General features: G+C 42.7%; 18 protein-coding genes. 10 read left to right on the forward strand and 8 right to left on the reverse strand.

From position 1 onward, the window contains the following. Window positions 1–210: 210 nt before the first annotated feature. A complete protein-coding gene (gene rne / locus AC4IE7_RS11025) occupies window positions 211–3,195 on the forward strand; it encodes a ribonuclease E (protein ID WP_490776892.1) in 2,985 nt (994 codons plus the stop codon). 138 nt (window positions 3,196–3,333) lie between these two features. On the opposite strand, the gene AC4IE7_RS11030 is transcribed toward rne, so the two are convergent. Further along, entirely contained in the window at window positions 3,334–3,816 is a 483-nt protein-coding gene (locus AC4IE7_RS11030; protein WP_490776893.1) for a low molecular weight protein-tyrosine-phosphatase, read from the reverse strand. Window positions 3,817–3,931: 115 nt separating this feature from the next. On the opposite strand from AC4IE7_RS11030, the gene AC4IE7_RS11035 reads away from it, so the two are divergent. The 9 genes from AC4IE7_RS11035 to AC4IE7_RS11075 all read left to right on the forward strand — a co-directional run bounded on the left by AC4IE7_RS11035 (window position 3,932) and on the right by AC4IE7_RS11075 (window position 10,687). After that, on the forward strand, window positions 3,932–5,017 hold the full coding sequence (locus tag AC4IE7_RS11035) for a tyrosine-type recombinase/integrase (RefSeq protein WP_490776894.1): 1,086 nt from the start codon (window positions 3,932–3,934) through the stop codon (window positions 5,015–5,017). Window positions 5,018–5,041: 24 nt separating this feature from the next. Beyond that, window positions 5,042–6,379 (forward strand): hypothetical protein, encoded by a 1,338-nt coding sequence (locus tag AC4IE7_RS11040; RefSeq protein ID WP_490776895.1) that lies wholly within the window; start codon window positions 5,042–5,044, stop codon window positions 6,377–6,379. Window positions 6,380–6,953: 574 nt separating this feature from the next. Then, window positions 6,954–7,145 carry a helix-turn-helix domain-containing protein gene (locus tag AC4IE7_RS11045; RefSeq protein ID WP_490776896.1) on the forward strand — a complete coding sequence of 64 codons (192 nt, stop codon included), beginning with the start codon at window positions 6,954–6,956 and terminating at the stop codon, window positions 7,143–7,145. A gap of 5 nt (window positions 7,146–7,150) precedes the next feature. Beyond that, the gene (locus AC4IE7_RS11050; RefSeq protein ID WP_490776897.1) at window positions 7,151–8,065 is read left to right on the forward strand and encodes a helix-turn-helix domain-containing protein; all 915 of its coding nucleotides are present in this window, start codon (window positions 7,151–7,153) and stop codon (window positions 8,063–8,065) included. A 286-nt stretch (window positions 8,066–8,351) separates the two neighbouring features. Further along, window positions 8,352–8,693 (forward strand): plasmid mobilization relaxosome protein MobC, encoded by a 342-nt coding sequence (gene mobC, locus AC4IE7_RS11055; RefSeq protein WP_490776898.1) that lies wholly within the window; start codon window positions 8,352–8,354, stop codon window positions 8,691–8,693. Next, window positions 8,690–8,953, forward strand: coding sequence for a hypothetical protein (locus tag AC4IE7_RS11060; RefSeq protein WP_490776899.1), 264 nt, complete (start codon window positions 8,690–8,692; stop codon window positions 8,951–8,953). Before mobC ends, AC4IE7_RS11060 begins: the two co-directional genes overlap by 4 nt. A gap of 34 nt (window positions 8,954–8,987) precedes the next feature. Beyond that, on the forward strand, window positions 8,988–9,722 hold the full coding sequence (locus AC4IE7_RS11065; RefSeq protein WP_490776900.1) for a relaxase/mobilization nuclease domain-containing protein: 735 nt from the start codon (window positions 8,988–8,990) through the stop codon (window positions 9,720–9,722). 3 nt (window positions 9,723–9,725) lie between these two features. Next, entirely contained in the window at window positions 9,726–10,478 is a 753-nt protein-coding gene (locus tag AC4IE7_RS11070; RefSeq protein WP_490776901.1) for an LPD7 domain-containing protein, read from the forward strand. Window positions 10,479–10,483: 5 nt separating this feature from the next. After that, window positions 10,484–10,687 carry a hypothetical protein gene (locus tag AC4IE7_RS11075; RefSeq protein WP_490776902.1) on the forward strand — a complete coding sequence of 68 codons (204 nt, stop codon included), beginning with the start codon at window positions 10,484–10,486 and terminating at the stop codon, window positions 10,685–10,687. A 616-nt stretch (window positions 10,688–11,303) separates the two neighbouring features. Here the strand turns inward: AC4IE7_RS11075 and AC4IE7_RS11080 are convergent. The 7 genes from AC4IE7_RS11080 to mads1 are packed head-to-tail and all read right to left on the reverse strand — an operon-like array spanning window position 11,304 to window position 22,058. Then, window positions 11,304–12,707 (reverse strand): UvrD-helicase domain-containing protein, encoded by a 1,404-nt coding sequence (locus AC4IE7_RS11080; RefSeq protein ID WP_490776903.1) that lies wholly within the window; start codon window positions 12,705–12,707, stop codon window positions 11,304–11,306. After that, window positions 12,707–14,413, reverse strand: coding sequence for an ATP-dependent nuclease (locus tag AC4IE7_RS11085; protein WP_490776904.1), 1,707 nt, complete (start codon window positions 14,411–14,413; stop codon window positions 12,707–12,709). The genes AC4IE7_RS11080 and AC4IE7_RS11085 overlap by 1 nt, the downstream gene beginning before the upstream one ends. Next, entirely contained in the window at window positions 14,397–15,821 is a 1,425-nt protein-coding gene (locus AC4IE7_RS11090) for a Shedu immune nuclease family protein (RefSeq protein ID WP_490776905.1), read from the reverse strand. Before AC4IE7_RS11090 ends, AC4IE7_RS11085 begins: the two co-directional genes overlap by 17 nt. A 49-nt stretch (window positions 15,822–15,870) precedes the next feature. Then, window positions 15,871–17,061, reverse strand: a complete 1,191-nt coding sequence (locus tag AC4IE7_RS11095; RefSeq protein WP_490776906.1) for a GIY-YIG nuclease family protein — start codon at window positions 17,059–17,061, stop codon at window positions 15,871–15,873. Then, a complete protein-coding gene (locus tag AC4IE7_RS11100) occupies window positions 17,054–19,096 on the reverse strand; it encodes a DEAD/DEAH box helicase (protein WP_490776907.1) in 2,043 nt (680 codons plus the stop codon). Before AC4IE7_RS11100 ends, AC4IE7_RS11095 begins: the two co-directional genes overlap by 8 nt. A gap of 1 nt (window position 19,097) precedes the next feature. Then, on the reverse strand, window positions 19,098–21,890 hold the full coding sequence (locus AC4IE7_RS11105) for a class I SAM-dependent DNA methyltransferase (RefSeq protein WP_490776908.1): 2,793 nt from the start codon (window positions 21,888–21,890) through the stop codon (window positions 19,098–19,100). Beyond that, a complete protein-coding gene (mads1, locus tag AC4IE7_RS11110; RefSeq protein ID WP_490776909.1) occupies window positions 21,891–22,058 on the reverse strand; it encodes a methylation-associated defense system helix-turn-helix domain-containing protein MAD1 in 168 nt (55 codons plus the stop codon). Window positions 22,059–22,386: the final 328 nt, after the last annotated feature.

Below are 22,386 nucleotides of genomic sequence, written 5' to 3' on the forward strand. Positions count from 1 at the left end.
TTGGTTCAGCCATAAGCAAACCCCAAGCGGCGGACTTTAACAGTTTTTCAGCCGTCCGAGCTAGCTTTCTGGTTTGGAACACCCTCCTTGTCCCGGAGGTTGCTGACTGATGCTCTGACCAAAGCAGGTGGAATTTTTACCTGTGGCGATTGGAGTTGTACGTCATGCGCAATGGGATTGGATGTCGGACAGCTGTACGGATAATAAAATATGAAACGTATGTTGATCAACGCAACTCAACCTGAAGAGTTGCGTGTAGCCATTGTTGATGGCCAAAAACTTTTTAATCTTGATATCGAAATCCCTGGTCGGGAACAGAAAAAAGCCAATATCTATAAAGGACGCATCACCCGCGTCGAACCGAGCTTGGAAGCGGCTTTCGTAGAATACGGCGCTGAACGTCATGGCTTCCTCCCCCTCAAAGAGATCTCCAGAACTTACTTTACCGAAAAGGCGCGACAGGCTTCCGGTCGTGTCAATATCCAGGAGGCTTTGAAAGAGGGCCAAGAGGTTATCGTTCAGGTTGAGAAAGAAGAACGAGGCAATAAAGGCGCCGCACTGACCACCTTCATCTCATTGGCAGGACGCTATCTGGTACTGATGCCCAATAATCCTCGGGCCGGAGGGGTCTCTCGCCGAATCGAGGGGCAGGATCGTACCGAACTGCGTGAAGCGATGAGTGAACTACAGATCCCTGATGATATGGGACTCATCGTGCGCACTGCAGGTGTCGGCAAAAACAGCGAAGAGCTTCAGTGGGATCTCGATTACCTGATTCAACTCTGGACTGCCATTGAGCACTCTGCAGAGAAACCCGCACCTTTCCTGATCTATCAGGAGAGCAATGTGATCATTCGATCCATACGTGACTATTTACGGGTGGATATCGGCGAAATCGTTATCGATGACCCTGAAGTCTATAACCAGGCTGAACGTTTCATCAACCAGGTTATGCCTCAATACGGCAAGAAAATGCGTCACTATGACGATGAGGTTCCGCTTTTCAGCCGATACCAGATCGAAAGCCAGATTGAATCTGCTTTTCAACGCGAAGTCAGCCTCCCTTCCGGTGGTGCTATCGTCATCGATCACACAGAGGCCCTGACTTCTATCGATATCAACTCCGCCCGGGCAACCAAGGGTGCGGATATCGAAGAGACAGCACTGAATACCAACCTTGAAGCTGCAGACGAGATTGCCCGCCAACTCCGTCTACGGGATCTTGGTGGACTGTTCGTTATCGATTTTATCGACATGACACCCTCCCGCAATCAACGGGAAGTGGAAAACAGACTCAAAGATGCCTTGAAACAGGATCGGGCTCGTGTCCAGATAGGACGAATCTCCCGCTTCGGCTTGCTGGAGATGTCGAGACAGCGTCTTCGTCCCTCTCTGGGAGAGGCCAGTGAACAGGCTTGTCCGCGTTGTAAAGGTCATGGCACGGTCCGTGGCGTTGAATCCCTCTCTCTATCGGTACTTCGTATCCTCGAAGAGGAGGCCATGAAGGAGAATACAGGCCGACTCATGGCACAATTGCCCGTGGACATGGCAACCTTCCTGCTGAACGAAAAACGTCAGATGATCCATGACATCGAGAAACGCCAATCGATCGAAGTCGTGCTCATTCCGAACATCCATCTGGAAACCCCCAATTATCAGATTGACCGGATACGTGTCAGTGACCTCCCAGGTGAGGATGACGCGATATCAAGCTATAATATGGTCTCTGATGAGAGATCTGAATCTCCAGAATATATCAACACCAAGCAGGTTAAACCTGAACAGCCGGTGGTTAAGTCGATTGCTCCGGCCAGCCCTGTTCCACAAAGAGCTGAGCCGCCAACACCTGCAACTCAAGGTAGTGAGACTGGTTTCCTGAAAAAGATATTCAGTATCTTCTCTTCGAAGGAGAGTGAACCAGCTCAAGCAGAGACTGAAGAGAAAAAAGCAACTACACCTCAACAGTCTGGTGCCAATTCAAACAACCGCAACAGAGGCCGCAGATCGCCGAATTCAGGTGGGCGCAATCGCAGACCTGCCAATGGAGAGCGTCGCAACGAAAACAAAAACCAGGACAAACAAAGTAACAGACGGCGCACACCTGGAAACAACGCCGCTAGCCAGGAAAAGAGACAGGCTGATGATAAAAAGCCTCAGGAACAGATCGCTGAGACTACCGCGACTACTCAAGCCAGCGAAACTGATACAGCAGCAACTAAGCCTAAGTCACGACGGGGACGTCGTGGCGGCCGTAGAAGGCGCTCCGCTGCTGAAAGAAACAGTGAACAGACAACGGCAAATAAGGTTTCCGAAGAGAGAAGTGAAGAGACCACTCAAGAAAAGAGTCAGGAACAACCTAAAAAACAACCCAGGGCTCGGAACAAGCCTGCTAACCAAAGGTCTCCAAGATCAAATAGAGCTGAGTCCAAGGGTTCGACAGAGTCACAGGATGGTCAGAAAACAGGTGGCGTAGAAAATACAACACCTGCCAAGAGCAGTTCAGGAGAGGCAGAGACCAAAACAGCCTCAGCCGAGCCAAGTTCCGTTCAGCCGGAAAAGGTTGAGGCGCAAGCTAAAAGCAGTAATAAATCAGATCTGGCTGAGACCAAGCACGCCAAGCCAGCTGAGTCAAAACCAGCCTCTGAGGTTGCTGCATCTAAGCCGGCCACTGAAACACCGAAGCAGGTTACTCCTAAAGCTGAATCCTCACCCAAGCCCAAGCAAGCTGAATCTAAAGCGGCCAAACCAGCTACGCCTGAAGCGTCAAAGGCACCCAGGCAGACTCAGACTAAAACTGATACGAGTAAATCTGGCCAAGTAGAGACTAAAGTCACTAAAGGTGCTGCGAGTGAAGCAGTGCCAGAGCCTCAGAAACAGCCTCGCAATAAACCTAAAGCAGCTGAAAAAGTGAGCAAGCCACGTCCGAAGGCAAAACCCAAAGCGGTGAAACTACAGCAAGTTGAGACCAAACCAAATGCTGTCGCACCTCAAGCACCTAAGCCAAAGTCTGACGCCCCTGCTCCGGTAGAACAGAAACCGGCAAAGGCGCCTGCACCAAAGGCAACTATCGAGAAGGCTCAGGAGAGTAAAGCTCAGGTTGAGTCAAAATCTGTTCAGGTTGAAACGAAAAAACCGGCACAGCCTGCACCTGCTGCCTCCAAAAAAGCTGATGTTGCCGATGCTGGTGGAGAATAGCTGCTTATATCGTGTTTTATATCCTGACCTGAGTTAAGACGTAGTCCAGATATGGGTTTGCCATCGTAGTAGGCAAACACCATAGCTGAACTGCGAAGAAGATCCCTGGGAAACCTCTGAAGAGGTTTGGGGTTGATCTTAACTGAGATTACGATCGCGGATATGCTCGAGAAGACCACGAGAGGCCGCCTCAACCAAATCAAATACACGCTCAAATCCTGCTGCACCACCATAATAAGGATCTGGCACTTCCTGCTCCTTCAGATGGGGAGCGAAATCCATGAAAAGATGTAAGCGCTCTTCAGCGCCGGTGGGACAGAGAGCACTCAAATCTTCGTAGTTAGAGCGATCCATGGCCATTAGATAGTCGAACTGTTCGAAGTCCTCGACTGTAACCTGGCGGGCTCGCAGGTCACTAAGATCGATACCACGTTTATTTGCAGTTTCACGAGCACGACGATCCGCTTTACCCCCGGTATGGTAGTCGATGGTACCAGCAGAGTCGGTTACGATTATTTCACTAAGGCCCTCCTTTTCAACGATGTCACGAAACACGCCTTGTGCAGTGGGGGATCGGCAGATATTGCCCATGCATACGAATAATACTTTTACTTGTTTCATAGTGTCCTAATGTGTCTGATTAATAAGGATATTTTATTATTTCTATCCTATTTTGTCCCATAGTGTACAATGCTGTCTTGTACACAGGTTTGTACACAAATCATTGATAAACACTATGAACGAAAAAAGCATACAAACATTGCAGTGGGAGGGTAAAGACAAGGTTATTAACCTTGGGCCCGGCCTCTATATTCAAGTTCGTCGCTCATCCAAGAGCTATATTATCCGTAAAACAACCAATGGCAAGCAACATGTAATTACCCTTGGTAAGTCGCCGATGATGTCGCTGAGGCAGGCACGATTTGAGGCTGCTCAATATGCCCTGCAAAACGCGGTGAGCAGTGTCACTGTGAAACGGCTTATTGAGCAATACACTAAGGACGTGGTCGATCCGACCAGCAAGGTGCCGAAACAGGTATACGGCTACCTCAAACATATCAAGAAACAGTTTGGAAGGCAGAAGGTTATCGATGTAGAGCGTTTCGATCTGGTGAATTTTATCCAGCAATACAGCAGCGAGCGTGGCGCGCGTTCAGCTGACCGGCTGCGTTCCTATTTGAAACAGCTGTTCGACTACGCTGTAGAGCTAGGTTACATCAGGGGTGAAAGCCCGATGGTCGGCGTCACCAAGCGCGTCACCGGTTACATCGCCAAAAAGCGCAAACGCGTGCTCACGCCTGACGAAATACGTGCTGTGTGGTCGTGGAAAAATGCGGACAAAGGCTGGCAGAAAACCGAAGATAACGCCCGCGTGGTCAAGTTCCTCTTGCTTACTGGGCTGCGAATCGGCGAAGCTCAGAAAGGCTACGTGGATGGCGACAAGTTCAGAATCGATGACACCAAGGGTAAGCATGGTCAGGATGAAAAACGCCCACACTGGGTGTACCTCACCAAAACAGCCAAAGCACAATTACCCCTACCCAAATGCACGGCCACCAACATCCAGGCCTGGCTTAAACGAAAGCTAGAGAGCGAAGGATATAAAAATAATGATCGCTATACTCCGCATGATTGCAGACGCACTTTCTCAACACTTGCGAATGACAATGGGGTCGATCCCTTTATCGTCGAGCGTGTAATCAATCATACCCTTCAAGGCACGATGGCAGACTACAATCATGCGGAATATGAGAAAGAGCGGATTAAATGTGCAAAGGTGGTGGAAACTGTATTGCTACAAACTTTCGAATCATTGGGTTAAGGAAAAACTCGGATAAGAAGTCTTATGACAAACACCAAATGGACACATGAAAAGCTGATGGCGGAAGCTAGTAAATACGAGACAAAACAGGAGTTTCGTAACAAGAGCAGTAACGCGTATGCTGCTGCAAAGTACCGTGGAATTATAGACGAAGTTTGTTCTCATATGATCCCAGCCCATAGAACTTGGACTGATGAAATGTTGGCAGCTGAGGCAAAAAAATATCAATCTAAAATTGACTTCAAGAACGGTTCAGCTGGGGCGTATCAGGCAGCTCATAATCGAGGGCTTATAGATAAAATCTGTACTCATATGGATAGCCGAAATCCCAAATGGACTTATGAGAGCATAAGAGAAGAAGCTTCTCAATTTAAAACCAGATCAGAATTACAAGAGAATAACCTTGCTGTTTATAAGGCCGCGTTGAGACGTGGTATTTTAGATGATGTCTGTGCTCATATGATTGGTCTGAAGACTGATTGGACATATGAAATGCTTTTATCGGAAGCTAAGAAATACAGTTCAAGAGGTGAGTTTGTCGCTAAGAGCAATGCCTATCAAATAGCTGTGAAGCGTGGCGTTTTAGATGATTTATGCTCACACATGGAGCCGCTTCTTATCATGTGGACAGATGGTATGATTTTTGAAGAGGCAGCAAAGTTTAATTCACGAAGTGAATTTAAAAATCAAAGTTATTTAGCATATGCAGCAGCCCAGAAAAGGAATATTTTGGATAAAGCATGTGGCCATATGGAATATAAATATAAAAATTGGTCAGATGAAGAGATTGCTCAAGAGGCTTTAAAGTATGAAACCAGAAATGAATTCCAAATGGGTTCTTCATCCTATCAAATAGCTATAAAACGTGGAATCCTAGATGAAGTTTGCTCTCATATGAAATACACAGAAAGAGTAAATTGGACGTCAGAATTGCTAGCTGAAGAAGCATTAAAATACTCAACCCGGGGAGACTTTTATAGAAAAAGTCAAAATGCATATGCAGCGGCCAGGCGGTTGGGAATATTAGATGACATAGCAGAGCACTTAGAATATTTAGATACCTATAATACGAGGGACGTGGTGTATCTGTGGCATGCTGAGGGTGACTTATTTAAAGTTGGCATAACCAGTGAAAATTTAGGTGATCAGAGAATTTATGATGTTGCCAAAGACGCTGGATTCACCCCTGAGATAGTTATGTTGGAAAATGTGGGTACTGTGATGGCTAAGAAAATTGAAAGCCAAATACTCAAGTTAGGTGAGTCAGTGTCATTCAGAAGTAAATTTCCAGGCTCTAGTGAATTTAGGCACTTTTCTTCAAGTGACTTAAACAAAGCAATTGAAATTATTAAAGCTGGTTAAATGATCTATTTGGGATCAGTAGTGATAGATCCAGAATCAATTGATCGTATGATTTATTATTATTCTATTTCTGTATTCCATTATGCGCGTTGTAAGTCAATTCTTCGGTTGATATATCTGATAAAAATAGGTATGAGCGGTATTGATAAGATGTTTGTCTTTAAAGCCGTTCAGCTATGTGAACAGTTGTCTCTCTAAAGCGTTTCTTGAGTTTAAATTTTATCGAATTAGTATGAGTGCGCTTGTGCATATCATACCCAGCATGTTGCAGTTAAAATTTATATATTTTGCTGTGGTTATTTTTTGTTATTAAAATTGCTGAGTACGGTCTATTTTCGTTTGAAGAGATCTGATCTACATTTAAATTATAAAACAATGACTTGGCTAGTTCGGTCGCAATATATCAACCTGATTCAGGAAAAATTTATCCCGTTTCCACAAAAAAATCATGTTGTTCTTCACGTTTACTAATCGTCAAATTCTAATTTATTGACTGACTTTGTGTTTTACGTACATAAAATATTTAACCGTTGTAAACAAATTAACACTGTTAAGAACAGGAAAGGACGGTTAAATGAAAGTACAAAAACTCTCATATTCAATAAAGGAAGCTGTGGAAGCAACTTCATATTCTAGAACTCATATTTACAAAATGTTCGATGAAGGTCGGCTTAAAAGATATAAGCGAGACGGCCGTACATTTATTAAGGCTAAGTATCTTGAGAAATTAATAGATGAAGATGAACAAAATGGTCGTCAGGGTTAGTAGTTATGAGTATAAAAGTTATGACACTGGTATGGCTTTACTTTCCGCATGGGTCTTCGCTCTTGCTTCTTATGCTTGCTTTGGCGGATTGGGCAGACGATCAAGGGAAAGGAATATACCCGTGTAATGCAACGATAGCAGAAAAATTGCGTCTTGATATTCGTCAGACTCAACGCCTTATGAAAAAATTAATGGATTGTGGGTTTATTGGTAAAGATGGGTTTTCTGAACAAGGAACTAACAGAGTAAAAATTCTACTACCAAACCTCCTAAATCGCCCTAGAAGTTATTTAAAAGATCATGATAAGTACAAGAGTATGGTTGAAGAATACTTAATGCTTGCAAGTCCTACTGGAGACAATAATGACGGTAATAGTGACATAGATGTCACCCATGAGGTGTCATGTGTGACGCAAAATGTGACTCATGAGTCACCCAATACACTTACTCCATCATCTAAATCTTCTACACCACCACCACCTGCTGGTGTCGTGACTCTTGATGATTATCGTGTACCTGACTGCCTTGTTAATTATCCAAGTGATGTGATCCAGTTGTTAGACATGGCAAAAGAAGAGGATCGTCAGAGCATACTGGATAAAGTTGAAATACAGGTCGTAGGAGGCATAAAAGGCGAACGATCTGAAATCAAAGATCCAGTAGGGTTCCCGGGGGCTCTATGCAAGGCTTCACGTAATGGGCAGTATCGCGATAAGCAAGAAGCAAGGAATAAGCCAGACGAAAACGAGGTTAGATTGCGCGAACTCAGGCTTGAATACAACGAAAAGATTAATTGTCTCGATACGTTGAATCGACTGCTCACTCATGACGTGGAAAATCCATTACTGCTAGTCCAGGTTGAGCAGGTGCAAGAGGACATTAACATATTGTTACAGCAGATTGCTGAGCTTGAGAAATAGCTGGATTCAAAATGAGCATTACCGAATACGGTAAGACATTCAAACAGGGCATGGCACAAGATCTGCGGATTGCCGAATTCGGTAATGAAATTTACTAGGAGAAAAACATATGAACACTTTTTATTGCGCCCGAAAAATGCTCTTGTTCATATTTATTTATTCACTAAGCTGATAAGTATTAATGCAAGCCGTGTGTGAGGTCACCTGATGTTACCTTGTAACACCTGGTGACCCCTCACAACCTTGCAAGAGGGCTGCTGCCCTCGTTGACTCCCGGAGGTAAAGCATGGGTAAAAAACTCAGTGTATCTGTAACCGGATCTGAATATGAAGAACTAGACAGCGCATCTAAAATAAGTGGTGTAAGCAAAGGTGGGCTGCTCAAGATTGCCTACTTTGGTCGCAACAATGTTGTCGTAAAGCGGCGACCACCCGCTGACAGAGTTGAGTTGGCGCGTATAGCAGGGTTGCTCGGTAAAGCGGGCAGTAACATCAATCAGGTGGCGCATGCAATCAATGCAGGCAAGGTGCCGCCATCTGCTGAGCTGGTAAAGGGCATTACCGAAACGAAAGAAGGTATTGAAGAAATCGGTACACTGATTAGAGAAGCCTTAGGAGGTAAAGCATGAGAGATTTTCCAATAATACATACCTGGCGTGATTGCTTGATTAACTTTGAGGGGGAGACTTTCTATGATGGCTCAGACATGGGAGCCATTGTGATTATGAATGAGTACCACTTTTCCTATCTATACGAATATCGTCACAAGAGTAAAACATCGATATACGGATCTGCAATGCTCAGCCTATGGACCTGTAATCGTGATGGCGAACTTATAGAGTTATGGTACGACTTTGCTGTCGATGACAGCTTGCCCGGTGATCATTAAGGCCTCGCAGCGGTCTAATTCAGCGGAGTTGTCAGTGCATTTACAGAGTCACGAAAATGAACGTGTAACGGTGATCGAGACTCACGGTCTTAATGCAGAGGATATTGACGGTGCGATTAAGGAAATGATGGGCGTCGCTGCAGGTTCTGCAGCGACTCAACCCTTGTTCCATGTTTCTATCTCACCCCATCCAGATGAAACTATGAGCGCGGAGGACTGGAAGTTCGCCTGGGACCTGTATACCGAGCGAATGGGCCTTGAAGGTTTGCAGTATGCAACTGTTGGGCATGACAAGCATGACCGTCATCACCAGCACAGGGCGTATAACCGCGTACACCCTGCCACCCTCAAGGCACGCAACCTGTCATGGACTCGTGTAAAAAATGAACGCATAGCACGCGAGCTGGAGGTGCGACTGGGACATAAGATCGTTCCGGGTAAGTTCAATACGGCGGTGATTCGGCAACTCGAAAAAGAAGGCCTGCGCGACATCACTAACCAGCTACGGGATATTGGTAAGGCGCCGACAGATGGCCCTGCATATTCCCATGGCGAATGGGAGCAAGTAAAGCAGGGCAAACCGATCGATATCGAACGTGCTCTGCTGGCCGAAGCCTGGGAACGAAGCCATGATGCAGAGAGCTTTAAGCTGGCTGTGGAGGCGGCGGGTTTTGTCATTGCTCAGGGTGTTAGGCAAGCTGTAGTCATCAATGCTGAATGCACTCCTATTTCATTGAAGCGCTCCATTAACAAGGCTCGCAAACAATGAGGCTTGCCAGGCATCAAGCTTTCTGAGTTGAAGGCACGTTTGCCAGATAATCTGCCGATCGTGGAACAGGCTCAAAAGAACAATGGAGCCAGTCGGCGGGATGCTGAGTCGATTAAGCGCCAGGCGCTTGCTTTGCCGGAATTCGGTCAACTGTCGATGAAACCGCGTAAACCCTTGCAACGGGAGACCAGTTCATCTTCGGGTTTATCTTCCACTTTGTCACCCAAGTTATCACTAGAGCCCAGCGATCCACTCTGGCTACAACGTCGCAGACGGCAGTACCATCGTGCTTACAAGCGGCCCATCCCACCCGAGCTGGTGCGCTACATGCGTTTCGCACAGGATCAACAGGGCGGTATCTGGCTGCACAATCGTTACGGCGCTCTCATTGACCGTGGCGATGAAATAGGCGTGCGCCTTGCCGGGGATAGGGCCGAGATACTGGCCGAGGCCGCGGTCAAACTGGCTCTCGCCAAGGGCTGGACCGACGCCGTGGTCAGCGGTGATGAGGCCTTCAGGCTCGCCGTGATGAAGTCGGCAGCCAAACACGATCTCACGCTGGATCTCAGTGATCCACAGAACCGCCAGCTGTGGCTACAGGCTAACCCGGAAACATTGCAAGAGTCATCACCAGAGTCGTTGCTGGAGCCACCGGCATCCCCAGATGATGCACAGCCTGAACCAGGCCTTGAATCAGATCTCACAACTCCTGACGAGGTGGCACCCTCGCCAGCTCCTTCACCAACCATGAGGTAACAACCATGATACTAATGCTGACTATCGAACAACTCCGCAGGGCTATTACCAAAGCTAAAGAAGAGTACCGACTGCACGCGAAAGATCCCGATGCCGACCCATGCATGCTTGACTTGATGAAGATCAGAATCAAGGACTATGAACAGGAACTACGCGATAAGGTACAGTGGGAAGAGGAGCAAGAGAAACGAAACTCCCCGAAGAACTGACCCTGGCAACGAAAGGCAGGGAAGCCCCTTCATCATTACCTGCCAATGAACAGATAAAATTGGATATAGAGTCGTAAGATAGTTCGTCATGCCCCTGTAAGTGTTCAAGCCGCGAAATCCTGACCCCGTGACGTGTTTGCCGCAATCCTTCCCTAAGGCAACTGGCCCGACCGTGTCCTCGTTCCTGCGGGCCGCACCAATCGGGCCAGCTGGGATGGCAACACCCTCGACACGTGGTCGTGGAAACCGCGTTTTCACACCACAACAGGAGGCAAAAATGAAAACATACATGCTAAGACTCATCACCACTTTCCTCGTCATTTTCACAACACAGGTAATGGCGTGCGCTGAAGAGGACACGACCGAACCCGTTGATTTTTCGGGGTATGAATTCGAAGTGGACGAGGAGTAACTCTTCTGGGCGGGTAGCAATACCCGCCTTCAACTAAAACATTGGTTAATACTTATGTTTATATTATTCAGCTAGCTGTATGGTTAAAAAGTATAATTAGTGTGGCCGTATTTACTCTCTACAGTAAACAAAGCGCGTATATGTTGCATAAGTGCAGAGATGAAGCGGCAAGAAGATCTATGAGTCAAGATTAAGAGTTTTAAGTTATGTGTATGGAGACAATACTGGGTTTTCTGTTATTACAATCAAGCGATTGCAGCACCTCGTAAGAGCTACATATAGGTGTTTCGGACAATTAAATTTGTGAGCATCTAGTATAAGAACTGTATCAAATTCCAAGCCTTTCGTTAAAAGCGTTGTTCCTATATGACGACCATGCACTCTACGACCTTGCCTCCGAATTATATTTCTTTGCTTTTTCATAGCCTCATAGACGGTTGATCTATCTGCTCTGGCAAGAGAAAGTGCTGAAAGGATGGATTTATATATTTCCTTCCTTGTGCAGTTTACACCTGTTATTTTATTAATATGCTCTAAGGTGCGATCAAGATCATATAATGATGTTACTGAGTTAGTTACATTGGCAAGATTCTCAGATATAGCTTTGTCAGCATCATCCCGCTTACGTTTTAGCCCAGTGTCATTAAACCAATTGTCCAGACCTGACTTATCGAACAGTTCATATGCAAGGTTTCTGATAGCTAGAACTTTATCTGTTAGGTTTACATTGTCACAAAGTTTGGAAACTCTATAAAAATCTTTATCATCTATACTTTCTATAGGTGATATGCCCTTAAATTGCTTAGCAAACTTAATCCTTGGGGCATTCCGCTCAGAAATAGGATGTATCACCAATAAACTATCTTCTGAGAGGAGGCTGTAGATAGTGGTTTGATAGTTTGATCTATGCCTGTATATATCCCTCTCAGGTGCTTGAACAACTTGAATCTGAGCGTAATTTCTTAAATCAACATCTTCGCCTTGTTCTAAGGCGTCACGAATATTATGCAAGTCCTGACCTAACCCATTACTTCCTGCATTATTCCATCTGTACGGAGTTGATAAAGCTGGAGCTTCGTGAAAATCATGTAAGTCGTTATCAAAATCTACTAATACCTGTCCGCCAAACCCGAATATCCCTTGTAATGGGTCACCAAAAATGTGGGTAGGTATTTTTTCTGAAATTGTTTGTATCAATTCATGTTGTTCTTGAGTGCAATCCTGGTATTCATCTATGAATATTCTTTCATAGGTTTTAAATAAAACATCCTGTACTACATTCGTAGAACAAATAGCCTTTGATTGTGAGAGTGTGAAGCTATGATATTCATTTGAATCTTCCTGCTCTGGAGTATCAGTACCTAGGTAATAAGCATTTGTGTATTTCTGTGCAAAGCTACTTATGGTTTCAACGTGAAAATATTTTGGATCAACTAATTGAGATTTAAGCTTTGCTTTAATCGAAGAAATACCAGCATGGGTATGGGTAAGTATTAAAGCTTTTCCTTTAACGTATTTGATGCACTCAGATAAAGAATATGTTTTCCCGTATCCTGCTGGAGATATTACTTTTGATTTTGGGTAGGATAAAAAGCCCTCATAGTCCATCAGCTATCAACCCAATTGCTAATCCCTTGAAGAGATTCTTTTAGCTTAGTCTCATCTATTTGATCAAAGTATTGAAAAATAATCTGGCCTAGCTTTTGCCCATGATCTATTCTTTTAAACCACTCTTTCTTTGATACGCACGATGATCCTGCTAATGCTTGACGCAACTCTTCTGTATCCCCAATATCAGCAATCCAGTTATCTGGTAAAGGTCCAGATGTATATTTACTTCCAACTGATGCCTTTATTGAATCTTCTGAAATATTATGAGCAGCTTTAACGTATTCAACCAACTCTACAATCGCTTCCCAAGGCAAGTCTTTGAACACTTGCTGTTCAATTTTAATTCCATCGTCGCAATCATAGATTTCGATACCATCATCTCTAAGAGCATCCTTTGAAGGGTTTAGCTCATTGTCGCAATCTGAATCACAAAAGACCGAGGTATCTATGCCCGCTGTTTTAATATTACCCGCTCTCTCAGTAAATGAATGTCCAGTTCCATCAACGTAAGCGCAATCTTTCAGGGATAACTGCTCTTTGCCTATATTCCTTCTATATTTATCTAATGCACGGCATATACCTACTTCAGTTGCCCCCTCACAAACAATTACTTTCTTAGCAAAAAATGCCTCCGGACAGGCTCTTATAACACCCTGCAAAGCATCATCATCGATATCCAAATTTTTAGAAAGGATCTCACCTGATAATTTATTGGCAACCAAAAGAATTAAATCTTGACTGTTTAGCTCTGTAATAACCTCTCGGGAGTGCGTCGTAATGATAACTTGACCAGAACTATTGTCCTTTAAATTTCGAATGATTTGCTTAACTCTATCAGGTTCCAGGCCTTGCTCAATTTCGTCGACTAATGCTATTCCTCCATCATGTGCAACAGCCGTTTGTATAGCTATTGAAGCTATTCTTCGAGAGCCTTTACCCATTAATCTAAATGGCACTTTCCCATCATGCAGACTCACTTTGCCTTCACTGATTGAAATGTCTTTAAAATCAATAGTGCTATTAGCATTATCTAACCCAAGACCAAGTCCTGCGGCTTGGGTTTTTATTTTGTTAGTTATGCCTTCTAGATATGTAAAGCTTTCATCGTCAAGCTTTACTTTAGCCTCCCTCATGGCTTCAAGGACATGCTTGCTTTTTTCACCATCAAGATCGTCAGTTTTAAGGAGAGAATACAAGGGGTTTCCCTGACCCCATGAAAAATGGCTATCTAGGTAATCAGAAATCATAAAACAGTTTAGCTTTGCTCGATCACCCTGTTTAATTTCCTTTGGCTCTTGCACTCGTCCAGTTATTACCTTCCATGAGGGTTCTAAAGTATCGCTTACGGTAAGCTGAATAGTTAATACAGCTTCACCTTCTTCACCAATGTCTTCTGATATATTGCCTTCAGTATCAACAGTTCTAAGATATAAACCAAATTTCGACTCGGGTTGAAGACTGTCTGGAATTTCAGCCAAAGAAATCGTTATTTCAATTGGCTCGTCCGTTGCTAATTGGTAGAAGTCTGTGTCATAAAATGCATGATTCCACCTGGGAGATAAGGCTGCTTTTATTGCCTCAAGCACTGTCGTCTTGCTGCTATCCCCACGCCCAATCAAACAAACCACATTCCCAATGAATTTCTGTGAAAATGACTTAATTCCTCGAAAGTTCTTTATTTCTAGTTCAATTATTTTGCTCATCGGAGCTTTCTTCCTTGGTTTCGTTATTTTCTTGAGATAAGAATTCGAGTAATTGCTTTAGTTTTTCAAGTACCTCATCAAATGTTATTACATCTACATCTTTAGAATTTTTTCTAAATATCTCAAACGATTTCTGTTTATCTTCGCCCTCAGGAATCATGCCTATAACAAGAACGCAATGTACTGAGTAGGCTTCTATATCATAAATTCTTGAATTGTTTTTAATTGTCGCAATTTCAGTTTGCAGCTTATATTTTTGATCTAACGTCTGGTTTATAGATCCTGATAATTCAGTTGTTGGGGGAAATAAACCTTCCCTATATTGTCTGGAATTAAGCAGCTTTGCTTGAGGCTTCTTAATTTCAACGATAGCTGTATTATTTGTTTTAACATTCTTACTTAGAAAGTCGGTAATTTTGTCGCCTTGACCTGAAAGCTTTCTCCCACCAACAGATGCCTGATCTTGAAGTTTTATAATGGGATAGCCAAAAAGGAGATTTAGTATGAAAGGGTATTCTTGAAATAATCCCTGCCATTTATCTTCGGTAAGGTTCTTAGTCATCATCTCCTCAAATGATGAGATAAGTCCTTCTAGCGTTACTAATTCAATCTTGTTTTTTAGCTTAACTAGGGAGTTGCTATCATCACCGAGAATTTTCCTGGCATTATTCGATACTGTTTTTATAATATGTTTTCTTTCGCTGTCGGATATATTGATATTGTCTAAATCTGAAGCCTGGGCAATTGATCTCTCAATATAGGTATCCTTAATATCTAGTGGCTTTTGGAGGTACTTTTTATCATCGATTAAATAGCACAAGGTATTATAAATAGATGCCGATTTGACTTTTCTTGCTGTTTTCTGAGTTGCGTTAGAAATCCTGTTAATCCGCTTTCTTAGTTCATCAAACTCCGAGAACTTCAATGTCAGAGTCTTGCTAACTTCATCTATTTCAGTCTCGCCATTATTATCTATAACCAAATGCTCAAACCCCATAGACTCAATAACATTCGGTATGAATCTAAATTCCTTTAAAAACCCCAACCCATAATTAAAGTCCCTAACGAATCCTGTAGGCAAGGCTTCTAATATGCCTTCAACTTCACCTTGTTCTTGCGCCCCACCAAAATCAAAGTTAGTAAGAGTTATGCTTTTTAGGTCACTGTATTTTGGCTGTAAGAATTGTGGGTGGGTTGCCAGGGTATTTATTGGAAAGATTGTTATATAATTATTCTTCTCATTTATATCTAGAATAGGAACGACATAGGACATTGGATCATCCTTATTCAAACCAGCATCTCTTAGCTTCTCTACTGGCGGCACAAAGCTAAAGCTATTAAATCCAGGGTGCTGCTCATCACAAAGCAAAAGTCCTCTAGGTTGATCTAGAATAATTGGGTTCGCCATTTAGATGTTTTCCTGATATTTTGTTGAATTATTAATCCAGCATGACTATTTAATTCTTTATCAAAGCTGCTGATTCCGTATCATATCGATAGTCACCAATCGTACCGTCTTTGATCCTTTCTACAACTTCGTCAATAAGAAACAGCGGAACAAGAAACCATTCTCTAGGAACAACTGGTTTACCAAATCTATCTATAATTTCTATTTCCAGCTTGGCGTTGTCAAAAAACCTATGGATCAATGCTTCAAGTTTTTTTCGGTTGATGTTGAATAACTCGTATGTAGCTACAACCTCAACATCTGCCATTAAGTAAGTAGGATCTGTTTTTGCATTAGCGATACGCTTTTTCACTTCACCGCCTGTAACTCCAATCTTATGTATTACATCTCTGCTTTTGTTTACTACAGGGTGATCAAGCTTGCTACGCAACACATAGATTATCCCACTGGCCAGGTCATCTTCTTCGGTAACATCATCAAACAGGGGACCATAACTGGTATCAGTGATACGTCGACCAGCTTCATCTTCCCATAGGCGCTTTTGTAACGAATGCATCAATTGGTTGCTTTCTACTCCGTTATCGAAAATCACTCTTAGTCGATATTCGTTTCTACCATCTTTACCAATAAATGCCTCGCCGACGGATGCTATAAAAGCTTTCTGGCCACCGACGATGAAAAAGTTGCCTTTTTCGATGCTGCCATCTTTGTTGAATGGGATTGTTTTTCTAAGACCCGCATCCAGATCTGATTGAACAGCCTCAAATATTGGTTTGAACTTATCAAAATCTCGACATGGTTTCCTGGTGCCCACTTCGTCAGACTTTTCTCTTTCTTTCTGAGCTTGTGACTTTACATGCTTTAACTCAGTAATATCATTTACTTTGGGAGCTTCTACACCTAATTGGGCCAAAAGCTCATCATCATCTACTTCATCAAGAATTTCTTCTTCATATTCTACATCAGTGCCATCGAGTAAGCCCTGGGCATCCATTTCCATAACTAATTCTCGGCACTCTGGTAACTTTCTAATACGGTCTAGACGCGTAGCGTATAGACGCTCGAAAATATCTTTATCTTCACCATGTCTAGGTGCGTGACCATGCTCTTCTACAAAGCGTTGAATTTCCTCAAAGCCTGCTATGATGCGCTCCTGCTTAGGTGTGAGCTTTGCCTTCTGTTTTGCTTTTGCTTCTACACCTAAGGCATCTAGTAGCTCCAAGTCAGATAATTCAGGCATTCGCTTCCTCCGTAGCTTTTCTTTGCAGGAAGGCAATACCTTCAGCCATACGTTTTTCCCAAGGGTCAGCGGCCGTTAACTCAGGTAAACGGCCGCGCTCCTGCTTGAACTTCAACGCTCTTTTGGCAAGCTCACGAGCTTCTTCATGGGTTAAATTGATTTTTTTAGAAGCAATGACAGCTGCAACTTGCTTCAAACTTTCCTCACTCATTGATTTAGCAAGAATTGAATATGCTTCGCTAAAGGGGTTAATGCTATCTATCAGATCTATATCAAGATCTCTGACATCCATTGCAAACTTTCTGACGCCATCTATCAATGCGGTGCTACCTATCTGTTCCGTATCATCAGAGGTGATAAGTTCTTTTGCTTTCTGGGTAAGATTGAGTGCCGCTATTGCGTGTTGTCGAACGGCTTCTTGATCTTCCTCATCAAGTTCAGGGTACCTTTCTTTAACTATCTTACCCATTCGCACTTGAGTAAGCTCTTCAGGAACCATCTCTGAATCAAATAAACCACGCTCTAATGAAGTCTTGTCTTGAACAAAAGCGGTAATCACTTCATTCAAGTCTTCCTTACATATCCTCTGAGCATCATCACTCTTTGGCTCAGCTAGTCCAGCTATCTCTATCTGGTACTGGCCAGTGCTTTCGTTTACGCCAACATTTGTTTCACCAGGCTTATACCCACCTTCACCATAGTCATAGCCTTCTTCAGGGCCGCTTTGAGGCGACTTAGGTACAAAGTTAAATCTAGGCGCTAATACTTGCTCCATAAGCAGGCTGGCAGCGATGGCCTTCAGGGTGTCATTGACGGCATCAACAACAACATCTTCTTCTGCACTCGGTTCTGCAATTAGATTCGTAAAACGAGCATGGGTTTTACCTTTAGCATCGCGAGTTGCTCGACCGATAATTTGAATTATCTCAGTAAGACTCGAGCGATACCCTACAGTTAAGGCATGCTCACACCATATCCAGTCAAAACCTTCCTTTGCCATGCCAAGTGCAATAATAATATCGACATGATCTCGATTGTTCTTTTGTGCTGGGTCTTTTAATGCAGCGGATACTTTCTCACGTTTTGAATCATCATCTACTAAATCGGCAATTTTAAGTATTCTTCCTTCACTAGTTTTCACTAGATGAAATCCAGTTTCTGGATCAGTGCCTTGCCAATCGCCCAACTCATTCAAAATATGATCAACTTCCTTGTGCTTATCTTTGGTGCTTTCACGGGAATTCACACTAGGAATATGAATAATGGTTTTTTCATTGGAATCTAGAACGCTCAATATTTCATCTGAATAAGCACCTGAATAAAAGTAATATCCAATATCTAAGGTTTTCAGGTATTCATAACCATTTAACTGTTCATAGTATGTGTAAGTAACTGTCTCAAAGTTGGCTTCATCAGATGGATCAAGAACAGCTTCGGCATCGCCTCGAAAATAAGAGCCGGTCATGGCGATAATATGAACTTTGTCCCTTGCTAATAGTTCGCCGATTTGCCGACCTAGAATATTATCTGGATTAGATGAAACATGGTGAAACTCATCAACAGCTATCAGGCAATTATCAAAAGATTCGACTCCGTAGTTTGCAAATGCATTTCTAAAAGTAGCATGGGGACATACTAATACTTGATCGTCACTTTCGAGAAATGACTTTACCGCACTTGCCTTACTTCCATCTTCACCTGGCGCATTACATAAGTTCCATTTAGGCTCTACTTTCCAATCCCAATAGAACCCATAATCAGAGAGAGGCTCGTTATTAAAACTCGAACCAATTGATTTCTCAGGAACAGTTATAATTGCTTTTCGAATACCTTGATTATTCAACTTGTCTAAAGCAATAAACATCAAAGCACGACTCTTGCCAGATGCAGGCGGCGACTTTATCAGTAGGTATTGTTCACCCCGCTTTTCGTAAGCACGCTCCTGCATAACTCTCATGCCTAGCTCATTTGACTTTTTCGAGCTACCATTGGTTGCATAGTTAACGGAGACTGAAGGTACTGACTTATGTTCCATATTAGTTCACCTTTTTATTCTTCTCAGATGAGCTAATTACTGTCATCTGCGTATATAATTCAAATAGTTTTTCTAATCGCTCAGTATCGTTCTTGAATTTACGGCCTATATAAATCCGCTCAAGTACTTCATCATTTCTTTCATGGGCTTGCCGTAATTCTTCAGGCATATTTTCAGGGTCATAAAGATCAGCTATGGTCGCTGGATAATACGATTCCCGAATCAATAGAATATCTTCTGCACATTTAGTAAGGTCTGAGATATTTTTTTCAGTAAGCATAGGCACAGGAAATGTATGCCATCCCATCTTATTCGAATAACTTATCCTTGTTTCTAATTTTCCACAAACTGCCGATATCCAAATCAAATGCAACTTTGAGGAAATGATAGCTAAATTAAAAATAGGGGCGTCATAGAGGACGTATGCTAGATTAGTTACTCTCGCATCATTGCCATATAAATCTACTGGTAAATATGCCCGTGCCTCAGAGCTTCTTATTGGAATTATTATTGCGCTTTCTTTACTGGAATTCATTTCTCGAAACTGGTGTGGCCTATTAGCCATAGAACGTGTTCCAGCATCTTTGCTACTTAATCGCCACTCCTCAACTTTGTCGATTCTTGATTTTATCGATTTTATTTTTTTTGCTTCGTCTAAATCTGAATCTTCAATCCAAATGCACTGGCGACTCTTTCCGTTAATAACTTCTGTTGATCCCCAAAGAGGTTTTAGCCATTTCTTTTGCTCATCATTGCTCAAACCAAGTTGAGAAATTTCATTGGACTCTACAATAAGGTGGCCTCCATCATACGGTGCATTACCTAATGACATGGGCGTTATATTTGAGATGGGCTTTGTTTTTCCTTCAACAATTATTTCAGATCCTGGAATTAAATAAGGCCCGATAATATTTGTTGCTATTTCTATCTCGTCTGAATTATCCACAACTTGAAATAATCTTTTTTTATTAGTATTTGTCTTCGATAAGCCAACGACTATTACCGTTACACCTGCGTTGTGACTTGCAAGATTGCGCCATTTAAAAGAATGATAAGCAAATTTAATATTTTGGCCCAACTCATACAATATAGGCCAAAGGACAGGTACCTGGCCGCCTTGGCAAATTGAATTCGTACTTACAAAGGCATAGTCAGTATTGTCATTTTTAGCGTATTCGGCAGCCTTAACAAACCATCCTGATACGTAATCAAGGGTTCCACTTCTTTTCGTGTACTTACCACAAACAGTTTTTAAATCTTCCTTTTCTTGTTTTGTTTGATTTTTTGTTCCTTTGTATGGAGGATTTCCACAAATATAAGTTTCACCACCTTCATTTTCAAAATCTATTTGAGCTTGCTCAACAGGCGTATCGAACAAATCATCACCAGCCATCTTTACAGAAGTACCAGTAGGTGGCCATATTGACAGCCAGTCAATTCTTAAAGCATTACCACTTGTAATCCAATTTTCTGCATCCAAAGGCAAAAACTCAGCTAAAGCCAGTTTTTGCCCTCTGTAAGATAGGTCGCACTGATATTCAGCAATAATTAAAGCTAGTCGGGCAATTTCAGCAGGGAAATCTCTTAACTCAATGCCTCGAAAGTTTGTTAATGGGATTTCTGATTGCTTATTAATTTCCCCGCGTTTGTTATTGATTTCGGCTTCTATCTCTCGCATTTGCTTATAAGCAATTACAAGAAAGTTTCCTGAACCACACGCAGGGTCGAAGACACGAATGTTGGATATGCGTTTTCTAAGATTAAGTAGTTTTCGTGAATTATCTCCAGCTAGTTTTAACTGCTCTCGAAGATCATCAAGAAATAAAGGATTAAGCACTTTTAAAATATTTGGAACACTGGTGTAGTGCATGCCTAAACTACCGCGCTCCTCCTCATCTGTCACTGCCTGAATCATTGAGCCAAAAATATCAGGATTGATTTGTGTCCAATCCAAGCTACCAACATGTAATAAATATGAGCGCGCTATTTTTGAGAACGCTGGTGTATCTGTGCTGCCAGAAAATAAGCCGCCATTTACATAAGGAAATTTATCTGCCCAACTCCGAATATTTTCACTCTTACGTCTATCTCGCTTGGTATTCATTGCTCGAAATACTTCGCTTATTACCTCATGAGTATTAGACGAATTGCTTTCGCTCATTTGTGCGATGGTGTCAGTGAATAAGTTTTTTCCACCAAAAATATCAGTGTCTTCGGCAAAGAAACAGAAGATTAAACGAGCCATAAAATGGTTCATGTCATGACGACGTTCTGCAGTATCCCAATCAGGGTTTTTGCTCAACAGTTCGACATAAAGTCGGTTTAACCGACTGGTTGCCCGAATATCAAATGAACTATCACGTATCTGTTTAACAGTGCTAATTCCCGCCAAAGGCAGAAAGAAACCAAAGTGATCTGGAAAATCTTTATATTCACAAGCAACCGATTCACCACTCAAAAGATCTTCTGCCTCAAAGTATTTCCCATCAGTAGTGAGAATAAACTTGGCCTTGGCTTTAGTGGTGGCTGGCGTTTTGCTAAGCTGGGTCAGCGTGTCAGCCGTTTTACCTTCAGGGCAAACGAGGATGTGGATGTTATTTCGTTGGAGGACACCGCCTTGATCTTTGAAATCAGAGGCATTCGTTGAGCCTTTCTTGTCACTCTTAAGGCGCTTAATAGTCGTTTCTTTATTGCCAAAGGCTTCTAAGAAGTCAAATGGGAATGTAGCCGGATCGAACTCCTGTTCGGCTAATATGGATATTGCTTCTTCGATTTCTACGGCATTCAATGGCATTTAACCTTTGTTATTCATTTTTTGTTCTTCTATCCATGCAGAAACATCTTCTTGTTTGAAGCGCCAACTTCCCCCTACCTTGAAACCAGGTAATTTCCTACTGGTAGCAAGTCTATATACGGTTCTTTCGTTGACTTTAAGGTATGTCGCCACCTCTTTAACAGTCATTATGTTTTCCATAAATAACCTTTGAGTTTGGATCTTAATATGGTGTCAAAATAGTACAATCTAGTACATTAAAATACAATCTGAAAAGGGTGAGGGTAGCTACGATCTTAAGCATAGGGTATGCCAATATCTGATGTACTGTGCTGGAATAAGATGATGGTTTAGTTGTATACAGATTTGTACACAGATGACTTGTAAAGCTTATATAGCGGTATTTATTGTTTGTTGCCCATGCAAACAAATAGAACCTGTATCTTCTTCTCATCTGTCATTGTGTTTTACTCGGATCCTATGATCATACCTTTGAAACTTAATGGTTAGTCAGTGC

This window comes from Candidatus Thiodiazotropha sp. AKAK3, assembly GCF_058244645.1.